Origin of the sequence: Marinobacter sp. (assembly GCF_052094685.1) — a bacterium.
Taxonomy (GTDB): Bacteria; Pseudomonadota; Gammaproteobacteria; order Pseudomonadales; family Oleiphilaceae; genus Marinobacter.
Genome location: NZ_JBQDKB010000027.1, coordinates 1 through 17,813 on the forward strand (window position 1 = coordinate 1; position 17,813 = coordinate 17,813).

Here is a 17,813-nt window from a genome sequence, read left to right on the forward strand (position 1 = left end):
CGAACAAACGCGGGTAGTTGCAACTCGTAAAGCCCGAACATGGATAGTGCTAGCAATACGAAAACGACTGCCAGAGGGGCTATAAACAGAGGTGTTTGCAGGATGGCCTGCAGGTTGGCGCCAGCCAGTGCGGCGGCAACCCCCAGAAGGGCGTAGGTTATGGCCATGGCGATAACGAACACCAGCGAGAGCAAAAAGGCCCGACCACGCCCGGCTTCACTGCCAACAATGACCGCAGAAAGAATAGGAATCATCGGCAGAACGCAGGGTGTGAAAACCAGTAGAAGCCCCAAGCCGAAGAAGATCGCCAGGTTCCACAACAGTCCACTGTCTGCAAGTTGGCTGGCTAGGGACTGGTCTTCAGCCTGTTCATCGCTGCTCACTGATGAACGCATATCTCCTGTGCTGCCAGATCTGCTAATGTCTTTCGCCTGAACCTCTTGGCCAGAGAAGTCCACATTCACGGATTGTGGCGGATAACACAGGCCGGCCTCTGCGCAGCCCTGCCAAGTGAGGCTCAGGGCGGTGGCGTCTCCGGTTGTAATGAGTAGTTCAGCCTGGTTGAAGTAGACTTCAGAATCGCCGAAGAATTCATCGGTAATTGTGTCACCCGGAGGGAAGGCAACGTCGTCCAACCCAGTGTTGTTGCCCTCAACGGTCATTCGGCCGCGGTAAAGGTAATAACCAGGTGCGATATCCCATAGCAGGGTGACCGTTCCGTCGTTGTTGTCCTTCAGGCTGTACTCGAAGGCCTGGTCTACAGGCAAAAAATCACTGTTGTTTCCCAGTAGCGATTGGCCATAGGCCGGTAAGCCGGTTGCCAATACCAAAAGAGTGGATAACATCAACAACCATAATCGGATGGCTTTCACTGAATACTCCTGGCCCGTCAAGCGCCTTAGGCGCTTTCAATGTTGAGCCGGCAGTCTGCAGCGGGATGATTAAGGCAACATTAAGAGCATTCGTGATGTTTCATTGTTCGTAAGGATTCGTTTAAATCGTGCATGTTTTATTGGTAGAAGATGATGATCTGGTTGCATCCGGGTTGGAAGCGGGGCTGGAGCTGCACCACTGTGTGGTTGATCGCGTACGCACAGGGCGTGAGGCAAGGGTGGCTCTGGAACACCTTGCTAGCGATGTTGTGATACTGGATCTTGGACTTCCGGACGATGATGGCCTGGACGTTTTGTCTCACTGGCGCCGGCAAGGCCTGGATATTCCGGTTCTTATCCTGACCGCGAGAGATGCCGTGCAGGCGCGGGTTAAGGGCCTGGAAGCCGGTGCAGACGACTATGTACTTAAACCCTTTGAGCTGGATGAATTGGCAGCCCGTCTGCACGCACTCGTACGCAGGGCGGCTGGCCGTTCTGTCTCGGAAATATGCCACGGCGATTTGCGGATGCGACCCTCAACGGGTGAGGTGTTCCGGGCGGGTCGGCTTGTCGCGCTCTCGCGACGTGAGCTTGCGCTGCTGGAAAAACTGCTTAATGCCCGGGGTGCTGTTTTATCTGAAGACCAGCTCAAGGACAGTCTTTATGGCATGGGTGCAGATGTTGAGAGCAACGCCCTGAACGTTCACATATATCACTTGCGGCGTAAGCTGGGAAAAGACCTGATTTTAACCGAGCGTGGCCTTGGCTATCGTTTGGGTATACCGCCTAGTGCACCAGCACCCGGGACTAGCCAGTGAGCCTACGCAGCCGATTACTTTGGTCTCTTGGCGCGTCCTTTCTGGCTCTTTGGCTGTCTGTGGGTGTTCTGATGTACTGGCACTTGGACCAGCAGGTTTCCAAAACGCTTGATCAACGCCTTAAATCCTCCGCGACTATGGTTGCTGGTTTGATTGCACGCCAGCCAGATATGCTGATAGTAACGAATGAAAACCCGTTGCTTGTTGATCCGGAAAGTGAGGGGGTTGCCTGTCATATACGCTCTGCCAGCGGTGAAGTGCTGTTGCAAACCAGCGGTGCCCGAGGTGCCTCGCTCGGCGATTCTCGGCCAGGATTTTCTACCCGCAATATTGATGGCGAGGCGTGGCGTCTTTATACCCTGCATCAAGACGGCACCTTTATAACAACCGCTGACCGGATGTCTGAGCGGACTGTGCTGGCAAATGGCATTATTTTGGTAATGGTAGTGCCATTCACCTTGGCACTTATTGGCGGACTTGCCTTCCTCTGGTGGGGGATTCGTGGGGGACTAAGGCCGCTTCAGCGACTGCACGACGAGCTGCGCCAGCGAGATCCGGTCAATCTCAACCCATTGAGCATTGGGGAGGCGCCCTCTGAGCTGGCGCCGGTTGTTGAAACCCTGAACGGACTTTTTTCCAGGGTTGAACGAACAGTAGCCAGGGAACAGCGCTTCGCCAGTGATGCGGCCCATGAGTTCCGCACACCGTTAACTGGAATCAAAACACATTTGCAGGTAGCCCGGCGGGTAACCGGCGACAAACAGCAGCTTGCCCTTACCAACGCTGAAAAAGGTGTCGTTCGACTCCAGCGTGTTACAGAACAACTTTTAATGCTAGCCCGGTTGGAACAGCCTGATCAGTGGCAGCAAGGAAAAGATTGCAGTGTGAGTGACGTTCTCGACATAGTTCTGGCAGATCTTCCTGAGGCTGGCCGGCTAAATGTTGAAAATCTTGCTGCCGATGATTTGCTCAATGTTCCCGTTACTTTGGCTGCGGTTGCTCTGCGTAATCTGGTTGACAATGCCTTGAAATATTCAGCGCATGACTGTTATCTGGTGGTTGAAAAACAGGTGGCGTTCAACCCTGATAGCGGGGGCTGGGTGGGCTTTCTTGTGAGCGATTCCGGCGGCGTGGAGCACTCAGGAGCCTCAGTTGTTAGCCACGGCTTGGGCCTGGCGATTGTTGAGGCGATTACCACTCAATACGACGGAACGCTGGTGACAAGTTATAACCACTTAGGCGGGATGGACTGGCTGCTTCGATTGCCTGTTGCAGGCCGGTGAGTATAAGGCGTGAAAGGGTAATGATTATCGCCCGCTTCGGCGGGCGATATGGTTTCTTCAGAGTCTGAAGCGGGATACCAGAGTCTGCAATTCACTGCCAAGCCTGGCAAGCTCAGAACTGGAGCTGGCGGTTTGATTGGAGGAGGCCGCAGATTGATCGGTAACGTCACGAATGCGAGTAACGTTTTGGTTGATTTCTTCTGCTACAGAGGTTTGCTGTTCCGAGGCGGTTGCAATCTGGTTGTTGTATTGCTTGATTTCGTCCACTGCGTGAGTGATCCGTTCAATGGATGCGCCCGTTGCCGTGGCTCGCTCAAGGGTGTGGGAGGCCAACGATGCACTGGACTCCATGGCAGATACAGAATTTTTCGCGCTGCTCTGCAGGGTTGTTACCAAGGCTTCAATTTCTTGCGCTGAACTCTGTGTGCGTTGAGCCAAGGAGCGTACTTCATCGGCAACGACGGCGAAGCCGCGGCCTTGCTCGCCGGCCCGCGCTGCTTCAATCGCTGCGTTTAGTGCCAGCAGGTTGGTCTGTTCGGCAACGGATTTAATCACATCCAGAACCGTTCCTATGTTGGCGGTTTCCGCTTGCAGACCCTGAATAATTTCCATGCTTTGGCCTACTTCCACGGACAGGCTGTTCACTTGGTTCACGGTTTCCCTAACTTCGTGTTCGCCCTTCGTCGCCTGATTAGCTGCATCGGAGGCAATCGTAAATGCTTGCTCGGCGTTGCGGGCAATATCGGCAACGGTTGCCGTCATTTCGTTCATCGCGGCCGCAACCTGATCGGTTTCCTGCTTTTGACGGTTAATCCCGTCGCTGGTTTGGCTGGTGACCGTTGAAAGCTCCTCAGCAGACGCGGCAATATTGGTCGCGCCAGATTCAATGCTTCTCACCAGTTCGCGCAGGCCGCTGACCATGGTTGCCAAGGCCGCCATTAGTCGACCCACCTCATTTGTCTGATTGTTGTCGATATGAACAGATAGGTTGCCAGACGCAACTTCTGAAGCGATTGCAACCGCGTGGTTGATGGGGGCAGTGATCGCTCTGGTGATCAGGTAGGCCATCAGAATACCCAGCAATACAGCGACGCTGGTCGCACCAGAAATCAGGGCGGTGGCTTGTGTGCGGTCGGCACTCATCTTGGCTACCTGAACTTCCTGTAGACCGTTCGCTGATTCAGTCACACGGCGGGCGGTTGTAACCATGTCTTGTGAAAGTTGTTCACTGGCTTCGGTCAGGGTTACAACGCTCTGGAACTCGCGTGTATAGGCTTCAAGCGCGACAGTAACCTTTTCTTTTTCTTCCGCGCTGATGGCCGCTGATTTCAGTGGCCCCTGCATTCGTTTTGCATCCTCAAGGTACGACTTAACGCTGCCGGAATCCCGCTCTACCAGGAACTTCCGTTCCGCGCGGCGCATATCTTCAAACATCGCGGATGCAAAAAATAAAGAACTGTGTGCTTTGAGCGAAGATCCGAGTATCCGAGCTTTGGTTTCAAGATTACTTAGAGCTTCCTCCCGCTTGGCGGTGTTTAGTTCTACATCGCTCATCAGCGATTGATACCGCTGTACATCGGCTTGAATTTTTTCCAGAGTACTGATGTCTGCGTCAACAGCCAGCAAAGGCTTGATGCGCTGGGTGATCCCGAGCACTTCCTCACCATGGGCCTGGGATGCTTGTACATTTTCTGAATTACCCGACAGCAAATAGTTTTTCTCTTCAACTCTTGCTTCTGTGAGGCCTGTGTTGACCTGGCCCAACATGGTTACGATGTTTGAGCGCTGACTGTAAGTACCTAGCGCCTGGTTGCCAATAACACCTACGATAATGGTGAGCAGTAATAACAGCGCAAAGCCGCCTGCCAGCTTGCTCCGGATGGACATATCGCCGAAGAAGGTTGCAAGTTTCATAGTGTTCCCTTAGATCTGTGAACCATCGTGATACAAAAGAGGTGCATCTATAGCTTTTGTTATCGCCGTATTAAGTACGTTTTCAGAGCTATATTCCAGCTTTTTACGGTAACAATTGATTGCTAAGGCGGGTTAAGCGATTCACAAATGGAGCAGGGCGGGGTGAGCAGCTATCAGGAAAGCAATGGCCGGATACTGACTGCCCAGAATCCGGCTTCGGTGACTACCACATCAGATCGTCTGGAATTTCATAACCTGCGTACGGATCATCATCACCCAGGTCGTCTTCTTTGCGGTCGTGCAAAGCAACCACTGCCTGTTCGTCGCGCTCTATAATCTTGCGGGCCACGCCCTCAGCGACTATCTCATACTGATCATTCACAAACACAATGGCGAGCCGGCCGCGGGAGAGCTGGTCAGCCATGATGTCGTCTACATACAGTTTCTTGATCTTTTTATCGTGCACGAACTGGTAAGACGTTTCACCTCGGCTACGATCCAGCCGATTGGTGTCTACCAGTTGGCGAATCTGGGCCTTGACGGCTTTTTTCTCGGCTTCTTGTTGGTGCTTAAGGTTAAGTTGGCGGTCGTGCTCAGCTTTTTCTTCACGAGCTTGGCGGGCACGGTTTTCGGTTTCATTGACCTGTACTGTGCCTTTGGGTTGTTGTTTGCGCTGCTTATGCTTTTCATTGCGGATTGCCTTGGCCTTTTTTTGGTCGGCCAAGCCCGCTTTTAACAGCTGATCCTGCAGGGACGCCATGGGATAACTCCATCAATTGGTCATAAAGTCTGGTATTCTAGCGCGATAGTATACGCCCTCGTGTTTACCTTCTTAACCAGCAATCGCTGATTCCGGGATTTTCTTGTATGCCTTCCTTTAATGAGTTTGAGCTGTCTGCAGCCATGCAGGCCAATCTTGCCCAGCTGGGCTTCTCCAAGCCAACGGATATTCAGGCCCAGGCTCTACCTCACTGCTTGGCCGGCCGTGATGTAATTGCTATGGCACAAACCGGTAGCGGTAAAACGGCTGCCTTTGGTATCGGGCTGATTGAAAGCCTTAAACCGAAGCTGTTTGCGGTGCAGGGCCTAGTGATGTGCCCAACTCGCGAACTGGCGGATCAGGTGGCAAAGGCACTGCGGGAAATGGCCAGGGCACAAGAAAACATAAAAGTTCTCACCCTCTGTGGCGGTGTGTCCATTGGCCCGCAGATTGGCTCATTGGCCCATGGTGCTCATATTGTTGTGGGTACTCCGGGACGAATTGCTGACCACCTACGTAAAGGAACCCTGGATCTAAAACGCGTCACGACTCTGGTTTTGGATGAGGCAGACCGAATGCTTGATATGGGCTTCCAGGACACCATGGAAGAGATCCTTGGCTATATCCCAAAACAGCGCCAGACGCTGATGTTTTCCGCCACTTGGCCGGAATCAATCCGCAAGCTAAGTGCAGGTTTTCAGCGCGATCCTGTGGACGTGCGTGCACAGACCCAGAGCGTGAATAAGGATATCCATGAGCTGTTCTATGAGATTTCAGGCCAGGAACGTACGCGGGCCATTGTAAGTTTGCTATCTGAGCATCAGCCAGCCTCTTGCCTGGTGTTCTGTTCCATGAAACAGCAGTGCGATGAGTTGGCAGCAGAGTTGGGTAATCAAGGCTTCTCGGCTCTGGCGTTACACGGTGATCTTGAACAGCGTGAGCGTGACAGCGTGTTGGTGCGTTTCTCGAATCAGAGTTGTCAGGTGCTTGTAGCCACGGATGTCGCGGCCCGAGGGTTGGACATCAAAGCTTTGCCATTGGTTGTTAATGCCGAGCCTGCTCGAGATCCAGAAGTACATACCCATCGGGTAGGGCGCACCGGGCGTGCAGGCGAAGCCGGGCTCGCAGTGACCTTTTGCAGCCCGGCTCAAGGCCACAAGGTTAACCGCCTTGAGAGTGAGCGTGGCAGTTCAGTTACCTGGGGGGATACGGAGATCTTGCTCTCGGTACCCTCACAGCCGGTTGTGCCTGCCATGAAAACTCTTTGCATTGCCGCCGGACGTAAGGAAAAACTCCGGCCGGGTGATGTGCTTGGGGCGCTTACGGGCGAAGCGGGGCTTACCGGTAAATCCGTAGGCAAGATTGATCTGTTTGATTTTCAGTGTTTTGTAGCGGTAGAAGCCGGACAGGCAGGTCGCGCCCTGAAGCGCCTTGAAAGCGGGCGTATAAAAGGTCGCAAACTAAGGGTTAGGTTGGTCTAGGCGGGCTTAAGAGTAAGCGACAACGGACTTTTTCCAATGACGGCAGACGCTCGGAAAGTCCGTATAGTCATTTGTGTTTTGGTTGCTCACAGCGTGCGAAACCGGTAAATTACGCAGGATTTTGACTCCCGGCCAGCACCGGCGTGCCCTAAGACTTAAGTCTTAGGTGTTTCGGTTTCTCGGGGAAATCCATAAACAAATAACAGGTAGCTATTCAATATGGATGAGCTGATGTCACAAGCCGTCGATCTGATGGTTGCGGGTATGGGGTTCGTGTTCGCGTTCCTGATTTTCCTAGTGTTCGCGACTCTGCTTATGTCCAAACTGCTTACCCGGTTTGCTCCGCCAGAGCCGGCAACCCCGGCCAAATCACCTCGTGCCAAGTCTAAGGCGCCTGTATCAGTTGACCCTGATACGGCAGAGGCGATCAAAAAGGCGATTGCTCAATTCCGGTCGCGCCACAAGAAGTGACCCGGTAACCGATTAGATTGAACCTTTAAACAGAAGGCTGACACGATGACTGACATAAAGAAACCGCTGGGGATTACGGACGTTATACTTCGCGACGCCCACCAATCCCTGCTTGCCACCCGCATGCGGCTTGATGACATGCTGCCCATTGCCGAGAAACTCGACAAAGTTGGTTTCTGGTCTCTGGAATCTTGGGGTGGAGCCACCTTCGACTCCTGCATTCGCTACCTGGGCGAAGACCCATGGGAGCGCATCCGTGAACTGAAAAAAGTTATGCCCAACACGCCCCAGCAAATGTTGCTGCGTGGCCAGAACCTACTGGGCTATCGCCATTATGCGGATGACGTAGTCGAGCGGTTTGTAGATCGTGCCGCCGAAAATGGCGTGGACGTGTTCCGTATTTTTGACGCGATGAATGACCCACGTAACCTGCAAACGGCTATTCAAGCGGTTCGCAAGACGGGCAAGCACGCTCAAGGCACCATCTCATACACCACCAGCCCGGTTCACACCGTTGATATGTGGGTTGAGCTGGCGAAAGAAGTTGCCGACATGGGGGCTGACTCCATTGCCATCAAAGACATGGCGGGTATTCTTAAACCGTATGTGGCCTTTGATCTGGTTAGTCGCCTGAAGAAAGAGCTGGATATTCCGATTCACATGCAGTGCCACGCGACCACCGGCATGTCTACCGCCACAGCCATTAAGGCAGCGGAAGCTGGTATCGATAACGTGGATACGGCCATTTCTTCCATGAGCATGACCTACGGCCACTCGCCCACTGAGGCGGTTGTTGCCATTCTTGAAGGTACAGATCGTGACACTGGTCTTGATTTGAACCTGCTTGAAGAGATTGCCAGCTACTTCCGTGAAGTTCGCAAGAAGTACGCGAAGTTTGAAGGTAGCCTGCGTGGTACTGATTCCCGCATCCTGATTGCTCAGGTGCCTGGCGGAATGCTGACCAACATGGAAGGCCAGCTTAAAGAGCAGAACGCAGCTCATAGATTTGACGAAGTGCTGGCCGAAATTCCTAAGGTTCGTGAAGATCTCGGGTATATCCCGCTGGTTACGCCAACGTCCCAGATTGTTGGCACTCAGGCCGTGCTGAACGTTCTTACCGGTGAGCGCTACAAGTCTATCTCGAAAGAAACCTCTGCAATTCTCAAAGGCGAGTACGGTTCCGCACCTGCGCCGTTCAACAAAGAGCTGCAGGAACGGGTTCTGGACGGTGGCGAAGCGATTACTTGTCGCCCAGCCGACAAGATTGAACCAGAAATGGACAAGCTGACCGACGAGCTGAAAAAGCTGTCGGAAGAGAAAGGCATCAAACTGGCGGATAACCCTGTTGATGATGTTCTGACTTATGCTCTGTTCCCGCAGATTGGCCTGAAGTTCCTGGAAAATCGTGGCAACGCAGAAGCCTTTGAGCCGGTTCCCACGGCTGAAGATGTGCTTCCCGCTAAGAAGGCCAGTGGCCCCGAAACCTATACCGTTGATGTTAATGGTAAGAAGTACGTGGTTGCGGTTTCTGAAGGTGGCGAAATCACCCAGGTTCAGGGTGAGGGTGGTGCTTCTGCGCCTGCTACATCTTCAGCACCTGCGCCAGCAGTTGGTGAAGGCGAGCCTGTTATCGCGCCTCTGGGCGGCAACATTTTCAAAGTGTTGGTTTCACCGGGTGATGCCGTGGAAGAAGGCGATGTGCTGATTATTCTGGAAGCCATGAAAATGGAAACAGAGATTCGCGCACACAAGGCCGGCACTGTCGGTGAAGTCTTCATCAAGGTCGGTGATGCCGTCGCTGTTGAAGATGAAATGCTGACAATCGCATAAGGGCCGGCATTCCATGGATAAAATTATGACATTGTGGACAGGTAGTGGCCTGTTCAACCTAGGGCCCGGTCAGTTCTTCATGATCTGTATCGGTCTTCTTCTGCTGTTCCTTGCGATTCGTAAGGGCTTTGAGCCGTTGCTACTGGTACCGATCGGTTTTGGTGGCATTCTGGCGAACATTCCGGAGGCTGGGTTAGCCCTGTCTGCCGCTGAAAATGCCATTCATATTGCGAATCCGGATACGCTTTTAGCGCTTGCGAGTGTTCTTGATGTGGGCTACCAAGCTGGCCAGGCTGTAACTCCTGAAGTATTAGAATCGTTCAGGGAAGCCTATAAAGTGGCAGATTATGCGACGGTTCAGCAGGCCGGTGTGCTTGCCCAGACCATGGGTTACACCAATGGCATGCTTTACAACTTCTACTCGGTTGCTATCGCCAGTGGTGCTGCCCCGCTGATCATCTTCATGGGTGTGGGCGCCATGACGGACTTTGGTCCGCTGTTGGCTAACCCGAAAACACTGTTGCTTGGTGCAGCTGCTCAGTTCGGTATTTTTGGTACCGTGATTGGTGCGGCACTGCTCAACTGGAGCGGTGTTATGGATTTCACCATTCTTGAAGCGGCGGCTATTGGCATCATCGGTGGTGCAGATGGCCCAACCTCTATCTACGTATCAAGCATTCTTGCGCCGCACCTGTTGGGTGCCATCGCGGTTGCTGCCTATTCCTATATGGCTTTGGTTCCAATGATCCAGCCACCTATTATGAAGGCGTTGACCACGGAGAAAGAACGTTCGATCAAGATGTCGCAGCTGCGACCAGTGAAAAAGACGGAAAAAATTGTCTTTCCGATTGTCGTGCTGGTTGCGACTGCGCTGTTCCTGCCAGATGCGGCACCGCTGCTGGGTATGTTCTGCTTCGGTAACCTGATGCGTGAATGTGGCGTGGTCGAGCGTTTGAGCGACACCTCCCAGAACGCGCTGATCAACATTGTGACCATTTTCTTGGGTCTCTCTGTTGGCTCCAAGCTGGGCGCAGACAAGTTCCTGGATCTGCAGACTCTGGGTATTTTGTTGCTGGGTATGGCAGCATTCTGCGTAGGTACTGCTTGCGGTGTTCTGATGGCAAAGCTGATGAACAAGGTCACCAAGGAGCCGATCAACCCACTTATCGGGTCTGCCGGTGTGTCTGCGGTGCCGATGGCAGCGCGGGTGTCCAATAAGGTTGGTCTTGACGCGAATCCCCATAACTTCTTGCTGATGCACGCAATGGGGCCGAACGTTGCTGGTGTTATTGGCTCTGCTGTTGCTGCGGGTGTGATGATTAAGCTGCTTAGCTGATCGTTTACTCGTAGTGCTGAGACCCCCGCCTTGCGTTAGCTTGGCGGGGTTTTCTGTTTTTTAGGTCTAGGTTTTTAATCGACCTAACTCGTTATCCAGTATTTCAACCTCTTTATCGAGCGACTCACCGCTACCACGCACTCGCTGAGCAAGTTTGTTCAGATCACTGGCGGCATCACCAATGGCGGTCAGGTTGCGATTAATCTCTTCACTAACCGAGCTTTGCTCTTCTGCCGCCGTGGCTACCTGAGTGACGTGCTCTACAATGGTGCCGATACGCGTTACCACGGTCGCCAGCGAGTGGTCGGCCTCGCGGGTGCCATCAACGGCCATGGTGGCCCGCTCAACGCCGGTATTGATCACGGCTACGGTTTGATGCACTTCTTGCTGCAGGCCATCAATCATCTGGCTGATTTCATCGGTTGATTGCCGCGTACGCGATGCCAGCGTGCGCACTTCATCGGCCACAACAGCAAAGCCACGGCCTTGTTCTCCGGCCCGAGCGGCTTCAATGGCGGCGTTCAATGCCAGCAGGTTGGTTTGCTCGGCCACGCCCCGGATTACTTCCAAAATACGGTTTATTTCATCACTGCGGCTGGCGACATGGCCAATCGCTTTGCTGGCTTCGCCCATATCATCGGCCAAGGCGCTTACACCCCCAACCGCAGAGCCAAGGGTGGCCTGGGTAAAACGAATGCCATCCTGTGCCTGACGAGCGTTCTCTGCAGATTCACTGGCGAAGCCTGCTACTTCACCCGCTGCCGCTGACATCTCATTCATCGCCGCGACCACACTGTCTACTTCGCGGTGCTGTCGTGTGGTATTTTCTTCGGTGTCCCGGGCAATGGTGCCGACATCTGTTGCTTGCTCATGTACGCGAATATTCACCGCTTTCAGATCGTTAATCATATCGCGCAGGCGGGCCAGGAAGGTGTTGAAGCCACCGGCCAGTTCAATCAATTCGGCATGGGTATCAATGTCCAGTTCTCGGGTCAGATCGCCTTCAGCGCTGCTGAGGCTGTTCATCCGGTCACGAATTTCATCCAGTGGCCGAATTACAGAGCGAACCATCACGATCAGCATCAACACCGAAAAAATGGATACAACAACGCCCACCAGTAACTGACGCTGTGCCGTTGCTGAAACCTCATTTGAAAGCAGTGTGGTTATTTCATCAAGCTGTGCGAGTGCCGCAGCACGGGGTAGCTCAACCAGCAGAGACCATTCCCGGCCGGTGTCCGCCACCCGAACCGGGTATGAGACCGCGAGCGTTTCACCATCATCATAACGGCCACCATCGCGATGCAGCGTTGCCATCTCATCTGCTTGCTTGGTCATCACGTCAGCCAAAGGCCGCGCTAAGGCATTGCCGTAATGACTGCTCGCCACAATTAAGCTTTTCTCACTCAACAAGGTGACACGTGATTGCCCGTTATAAAGCTGTTTGCTGACAGATTTAACAGTGTTCTGCAAGGTATCAAGATTGATGTCTACACCGACAACACCAGCAAAGTTGCGGCCGGTCATAATAGGCACCACCAGCGTGGTCACCAGTTTGCTGTAGCCGTCTTCAATCTCATAGTTGTACGGTTCCATAATGCAGGAACCTTTGGTTTCCATCGGGCAGAAATACCACTCAGCCTCGCGGGCACCAAATTCGTTCCGGGTGTCATCGTATTTTTCCTCAGGGTCATCAACCCGCTCAAACTGAATATCACCATTACGGTCACGAAAATAGTAGATTTCTAGTGTGCCGGTGCTGGTGCTGTGATCCTCCACGTCCCCGGTGAAGTAACGATCTTGGCCGTCGTAAGCATTGGCTTCAAATTGGGCGTATATAGTACTGAGGTCTTGCTCTGCCACCAGTACTGCACGCACAGCATCGGATAAGGCGCTGCGACTGATCCGCGCAGAGCTATCGGCCGCTATATTTTCTTGAATAATGTTGCGCACGATTCCCGGAACTTTGAACGCTGCATTGAACTTACCGCTCACCTGTTCGCCATACTCGCCTGCCGTTGCAGAGAGGCGATCCATGACAATATCCTGCACAAGCGTGCTGGTGTCTTCGGCCAAACGGTTTTCCATCTGGCTAAGCGACAATTGGGCTGTCACCATCATGCTAACGCCCATTACCAGCAATAAGCTGATAACCAATGCGTAAAGCTTGACCTTAAGCGGTAACTTTTTCATATCTTAATTAACCTTATCGGGCTCAATAATCAATCGGCGTAGCGCTGGGGTTGTCTCTCCCTTTGCTACACTTCTGCGGGTGTACACGTGGCCTACTTAAGTCTTTTTATAAGTGCGTTTCTGGTGAGCCTTGGAATAGGCTAGGCATTATTATAAATAGTGTTATCGGCCGGCAGGTTGATTGCTTGAAGCGATAAACGTTGGCTTCCTGTAACAGAACGTCAGCTGGCTATCGCATGGGCTCTATGAACTTAAGCATTACCGCCTTGGAATTCTGGAAAAATACTTAGTGAAAATCTCTGGAACTGACCGGAAGCGACTGTATCAGGTGGCCCAGGTCTGACAGCTTTCCTGCCACGATATGAACAATCTCCCCCTCTCTTTCCAGAATGCCTTTCACATGTAACAGCCTTGCAGTGATTAACGGTTTGCGTTGCCTGCGGGCGGTTTCCAGCCAAACGATGACGTTTACGTTGCCGGTTTCGTCTTCCAAGGTCACGAAAGTAACGCCAGAGGCGGAGCCGGGGCGTTGACGACCGGTTACCAGGCCGGCTACTTGTACGGGGGTGCCGGCTTTTGCAGTTTTGAGTTGTTCGGCGCTGAGGCAGAACTGTAAATGGCCTTGCTCTTTGAGCAGGGCCAGCGCGTGGCGTTTTAGAGTTAGGCCTTGGCTTGCGTAATCGGCGAGCAGGTTCTGGCCTTCGGTGGGTTCTGGAAGCTGGTCGCAGGGTTCCAGTTCGTAGTTTTCGTTGTCTTCTGCGGCTTCTACAGCCGAAAAAAGCTCGACGGGTTTTTCATGGTCTAGCAGTTGCCAGTAGGCTTGGTGGCGGTTGCTGGCGAAGGCGGGCATGGCGTTGGCTCCGGCTAGCAGTTCCATTTCACGCTGGTTGAGATCTGCCAAACGCCGTAACTCGGCAGAAGATTTATAGCCGGTTTTGGGGCGATGCCGGCACAGGCGCTCGGCGGCATTTTTTGGGAATCCTCGGATAATTCTAAGGCCCAGGCGTAACCGGTGGTTTGAGCCTTCCAGGTTTTCTAGATCTTCTAGAGTGTGATCCCATTGGCTGCTGTTTATGTCTGGCGGCAGTGCCGCCACGTTATGGCGTTTGGCATCTTGTACCAGCTGGGATGGGGAATAGAACCCCATGGGCTGGCTGTTGAGCAGAGCGCAGTAGAAGGCGCTTGGGTAGTGCCGCTTGATCCATGATGAGACGTAAACCAGTAGGGCGAAACTGGCTGCGTGAGACTCGGGAAAACCGTAGCCGCCGAAGCCGCAAATTTGCAGGTACAGGCGTTCGGCAAAGTCGGCATCGTGGCCGCGCTCCAGCATGCCGTTGATGAGTTTTTCCCGGAATGGGGTCATGTCGCCATGGGATTTCCAGGCGGCCATGGCTCGGCGGAGTTGGTCGGCTTCGCCAGCCGTAAAGCCAGCAGCGACCATGGCTAGTTTTATGACTTGCTCTTGGAAAATCGGCACGCCCAAGGTGCGCTCTAGCACGTTTCGAATGGCGTCGTTGGGGTAATCCACCGGTTCTAGGCCATGCTTGCGGCGCAAGTAAGGGTGCACCATGTCTCCTTTGATAGGGCCGGGGCGAACAATGGCGACTTCAATGACCAGGTCGTAGTAGGTTTCGGGTTTCAGCCTTGGCAGCATGTTGATCTGGGCTCGGGATTCCACTTGAAATACACCAATGCTGTCGCCTTTTTGCAGCATGGCGTAGGTGGCCGGGTCTTCTTGGGGGATGTCCTGCATCTGGAAGGGGTGGCCTTTTTGTTGGCTGATCAGTTCCAGGGCTTTGCGGATAGCGGTGAGCATGCCTAACGCGAGGACATCCACTTTCATTAAGCCCAAGCTTTCCAGATCGTCTTTATCCCACTGGATAACGGTGCGGTCAGCCATGGCGGCATTTTCTACCGGCACCAGATCGGCCAGTGGCCCTGCGCTGATCACAAAGCCCCCCACATGCTGGGATAAATGGCGGGGAAAGCCGAGCAGGGTATTTACCAGGGCAAAGAACTGATCGGCGACTTTCGGGTTGCGGGTCAGACGTTTGTTGAGAATCTGCTGGCGCCAATTGGTCGCTTGGTCGCGCCAGTCGATACCTTCCAGTAACTGCTCTACCAGGGCTGGGTCAAACCCGAGTGCCTTGCCAACGTCGCGAATGGCACTGCGGGGGCGGTAGCGGATAACTGTTGCGGCCAGCGCGGCACGCTCCCGGCTATACCGTTGGTAGATGTACTGAATAACTTCTTCTCGCCGCTCGTGCTCAAAGTCCACGTCGATATCCGGCGGCTCATTTCTGTCCTTTGAAATAAAACGTTCAAACAACACTTCTACTCGAGCCGGGTTTACTTCGGTAATACCCAGGCAGTAGCACACAGCAGAGTTTGCGGCAGAGCCCCGGCCCTGGCAAAGAATGCCTTGGCTGCGGGCAAAGGCAACTATGTCCTGGATGGTGAGAAAGTAGTGTTCGTACTTCAGCTCTGAAATCAGGCCCAATTCTTTGCGGATCAGAGCTTGAACCGATAACGGAGTGCCTTCCGGGTAACGCTGCCGCTCACCTTCCTGAGTTAATCGCTTCAGGTAAGCCGCTGGGCTTTCTTCTTTCGGTACAAGATCTGGAGGGTATTCATAACGCAGGTTACCCGGCTCAAAGGTGCACTGTTGGGCAATGCGCAAAGATTCCTTCAGCCAAGCCTCGGGAAACAACCGTTGCAGTACCGTTAGCGGACGTAGATAACGTTCACCGTTCTGGAACAGGTAGTGACCGGCGTTTTCCAAACTGGCGTGGTTGCGCAAAGCGGCGAGTACATCCTGCAGTGGTTGGCGCTCCCGGCTGTGCATGTGAACTTCGCCGACGGCTGTAATTGGGCAGCGCAAATGTTCTGCAAGCCAGCGAGCCCGGGCCAATTGCTGTTCCTCGCCTGATTCCAGAGTGCGAGCGGCGGCAATCCAAAGGCGATGCTCAAACAATCGGAGCAACCATTCGCCGCAGCATAGAGCCTGATCCGCATCGGCTTCAGCCAGTGAGGGTGGTAACCACAGGCACAAGCAGTCATCCAAAGCATGTGTTTCCACGTCTCCATAGAAAAGCTGGTATTGCCCTTTTTCTGCGCGGCGCCTGGCGGTGGTTATAAGCTGGCAAAGTTGCCCGTAGCCTTTACGGGTGCGGGCCAACAGAATAAAGCGGGGCGTGCTGGCACCGGGTGGGGCGTCGTCCAGTTCAAACCAGCTCCCGGTAATCAGCTTTACGGAACTTTCTTTCAATGCCGCCCAAGCCCGGGGTATGCCTGCCACCGAACAAGCATCGGTGATTGCCAGTGCGGTATACCCAAGCCCTGCCGCGCGTTGTGCAAGCTCATGGGGATGAGACGCCCCGGTTAGGAACGTAAAGTTGCTAAAACAGAACAGTTCGGCGTAGGAAGGTTCACTCATCAGCCAAACCACCCGTGTATGAACCAGCCATCCCGCACATCTCGGAACACCCAGGCCAGTTGGCCGCTATTCAGTTGGGCAATGTAATAATCCCTGTGTACCCGCTGGCCATCCCACCAACCGCCGCTGATTCGTTCGGGGCCGGTAAACCAGGTTTGTGGAGTTTCGGTAAGCGGTTGCGGCCCTTGCAAAAGCCACAGTGGCCTGCGTGGCAGTTGGCTGGTTTTTGTTACCGCTGCACGGTTTTTTTGCTGCACTTGTGACGCGTTCCAAGCATGTTCGGGCCGGTGATCTGATTGGGGGGTGAGCTGTTTGAGTGCGTTGTCTCCAAGCCTTGCCTGCAGGCGACTCATCAGGGTGTGCCAGGCTTCATTTAAATCCTGGTTTTCACCCAGTAGATCTTGGCCGCCGGGAGCCTCCCGCCCAAGAAAGCGCTTTACAGTCAGCTGCAGTGATACAACCGGAGCCTGCAGTGGCTGCTGCTCAAATCGCAGGCTGATCAGGTTGAGAAACGCGTCCGCCCGATGCTCTGGGCCAGAGGTGCGGATGCGTAGGCGCGTTGGTTCGGCGTGGCGATGTCTGAGCACTAGCAGTAAGCAGTCGGTATCCTGCTGGCGCCAGCACAAGTCCTTTTCCAGTTCAGAAAGTATGCGTTGTAGCGGAAACAGCAGCCCCTGCGACTGTTCAATCTCCTGCACAAAATCTGCCTGTTGCCGAAAGTAGTGGGGCGGTTGCCACGGTGCTTGGGGATCTGGTCTGGAACCTTGTATTTTCTGGATAGTTGCCAGGGTTTCCGGCGACAGTCTGCGGGCCAGCTCCGCCGGCGGTAAACGGAATACCTCTCCCAGAGTATTCAATCCAAGCCGTTGCAATCGGGTGCAGGTGCGCTCGTCAAACTCCGCAGCCACCAGCGGCATTAAGCCAAGGGTGCGAAGAATGTGGTCTTTGTCAGACGAGCATTCCCCTTTGCCGTTACGTGCAATCAGGCGTGCGGCCTGCGGCGTATGGCCAATGCCGGGCCAAGCGGTAAGTTGGCGCTCGTGTAGCACTTCTTCCACGGTTTGCCAGACCGCTGGAAGGCCACCGTATAGCCGTTGCAAACTACCAATTTCAGCCAGCAAACCGTTTGGTGGAACCAGAACAATGTGGGCAGCATAGCGGTACAGCCAGCGAGCTTGGTCTTCCAAAATTCGGACTTCTTGCTGCTCATCTGCACGAATTATGCCCAAATCTGGCGCCAAGCTGATGGCTGTTTTCAGGCGCATGCCAGCGTTCACGCCCAAATCTCGGGCAGCCGGGCAAGCCTGTATGACTTTCTGCCCGGAACCCTCCACAACTACCAGCGCCGCCGTGTTTTCACTGGAGCGGCGAATGTGATCCAGCAGTAGGTGGGGGAAGTGCAAATACAGCCAAAGCATA

The 17,813-nt window shown here is 53.8% G+C and carries 12 protein-coding genes; 6 read left to right on the forward strand and 6 right to left on the reverse strand.

Going from position 1 to position 17,813, the window contains the following annotated elements; genetic code table 11:
* Positions 1 to 872: cytochrome c biogenesis protein CcdA (locus tag ACTH3S_RS07535; RefSeq protein WP_441808401.1), on the reverse strand; the 872-nt coding region annotated here is incomplete at its 3' end.
* 128 nt (positions 873 to 1,000) lie between these two features.
* Here ACTH3S_RS07535 and ACTH3S_RS07540 point away from each other — a divergent pair.
* The gene (locus ACTH3S_RS07540; protein ID WP_441808402.1) at positions 1,001 to 1,690 is read left to right on the forward strand and encodes a response regulator; all 690 of its coding nucleotides are present in this window, start codon (positions 1,001 to 1,003) and stop codon (positions 1,688 to 1,690) included.
* Complete coding sequence (locus tag ACTH3S_RS07545) at positions 1,687 to 2,973, forward strand: histidine kinase dimerization/phospho-acceptor domain-containing protein (RefSeq protein ID WP_441808403.1); 1,287 nt, start codon at positions 1,687 to 1,689, stop codon at positions 2,971 to 2,973. Before ACTH3S_RS07540 ends, ACTH3S_RS07545 begins: the two co-directional genes overlap by 4 nt.
* Before the next feature lie 57 nt (positions 2,974 to 3,030).
* On the opposite strand, the gene ACTH3S_RS07550 is transcribed toward ACTH3S_RS07545, so the two are convergent.
* The gene (locus ACTH3S_RS07550) at positions 3,031 to 4,887 is read right to left on the reverse strand and encodes a methyl-accepting chemotaxis protein (protein ID WP_441808404.1); all 1,857 of its coding nucleotides are present in this window, start codon (positions 4,885 to 4,887) and stop codon (positions 3,031 to 3,033) included.
* A gap of 223 nt (positions 4,888 to 5,110) precedes the next feature.
* The gene (locus ACTH3S_RS07555; RefSeq protein ID WP_441808405.1) at positions 5,111 to 5,647 is read right to left on the reverse strand and encodes a DUF2058 domain-containing protein; all 537 of its coding nucleotides are present in this window, start codon (positions 5,645 to 5,647) and stop codon (positions 5,111 to 5,113) included.
* A gap of 107 nt (positions 5,648 to 5,754) precedes the next feature.
* Here ACTH3S_RS07555 and dbpA point away from each other — a divergent pair, with 107 nt between their 5' ends.
* From dbpA to ACTH3S_RS07575, 4 genes are all read left to right on the forward strand, one after another.
* Positions 5,755 to 7,128: an ATP-dependent RNA helicase DbpA gene (gene dbpA, locus ACTH3S_RS07560; protein WP_441808406.1), complete on the forward strand. Its 1,374-nt coding sequence runs from the start codon at positions 5,755 to 5,757 to the stop codon at positions 7,126 to 7,128.
* 219 nt (positions 7,129 to 7,347) lie between these two features.
* On the forward strand, positions 7,348 to 7,599 hold the full coding sequence (locus ACTH3S_RS07565) for an OadG family protein (protein WP_096276570.1): 252 nt from the start codon (positions 7,348 to 7,350) through the stop codon (positions 7,597 to 7,599).
* A gap of 45 nt (positions 7,600 to 7,644) precedes the next feature.
* The gene (gene oadA / locus ACTH3S_RS07570) at positions 7,645 to 9,429 is read left to right on the forward strand and encodes a sodium-extruding oxaloacetate decarboxylase subunit alpha (protein ID WP_441808407.1); all 1,785 of its coding nucleotides are present in this window, start codon (positions 7,645 to 7,647) and stop codon (positions 9,427 to 9,429) included.
* Positions 9,430 to 9,442: 13 nt separating this feature from the next.
* Positions 9,443 to 10,765 (forward strand): sodium ion-translocating decarboxylase subunit beta, encoded by a 1,323-nt coding sequence (locus tag ACTH3S_RS07575; RefSeq protein WP_441808408.1) that lies wholly within the window; start codon positions 9,443 to 9,445, stop codon positions 10,763 to 10,765.
* A 66-nt stretch (positions 10,766 to 10,831) separates the two neighbouring features.
* On the opposite strand, the gene ACTH3S_RS07580 is transcribed toward ACTH3S_RS07575, so the two are convergent.
* The 3 genes from ACTH3S_RS07580 to ACTH3S_RS07590 all read right to left on the reverse strand — a co-directional run bounded on the left by ACTH3S_RS07580 (position 10,832) and on the right by ACTH3S_RS07590 (position 17,812).
* On the reverse strand, positions 10,832 to 12,958 hold the full coding sequence (locus tag ACTH3S_RS07580; protein WP_441808409.1) for a methyl-accepting chemotaxis protein: 2,127 nt from the start codon (positions 12,956 to 12,958) through the stop codon (positions 10,832 to 10,834).
* Between the two features lie 286 nt (positions 12,959 to 13,244).
* Positions 13,245 to 16,394 (reverse strand): error-prone DNA polymerase, encoded by a 3,150-nt coding sequence (locus ACTH3S_RS07585; RefSeq protein WP_441808410.1) that lies wholly within the window; start codon positions 16,392 to 16,394, stop codon positions 13,245 to 13,247.
* Complete coding sequence (locus ACTH3S_RS07590; RefSeq protein WP_441808411.1) at positions 16,394 to 17,812, reverse strand: Y-family DNA polymerase; 1,419 nt, start codon at positions 17,810 to 17,812, stop codon at positions 16,394 to 16,396. The genes ACTH3S_RS07585 and ACTH3S_RS07590 overlap by 1 nt, the downstream gene beginning before the upstream one ends.
* Position 17,813: the final 1 nt, after the last annotated feature.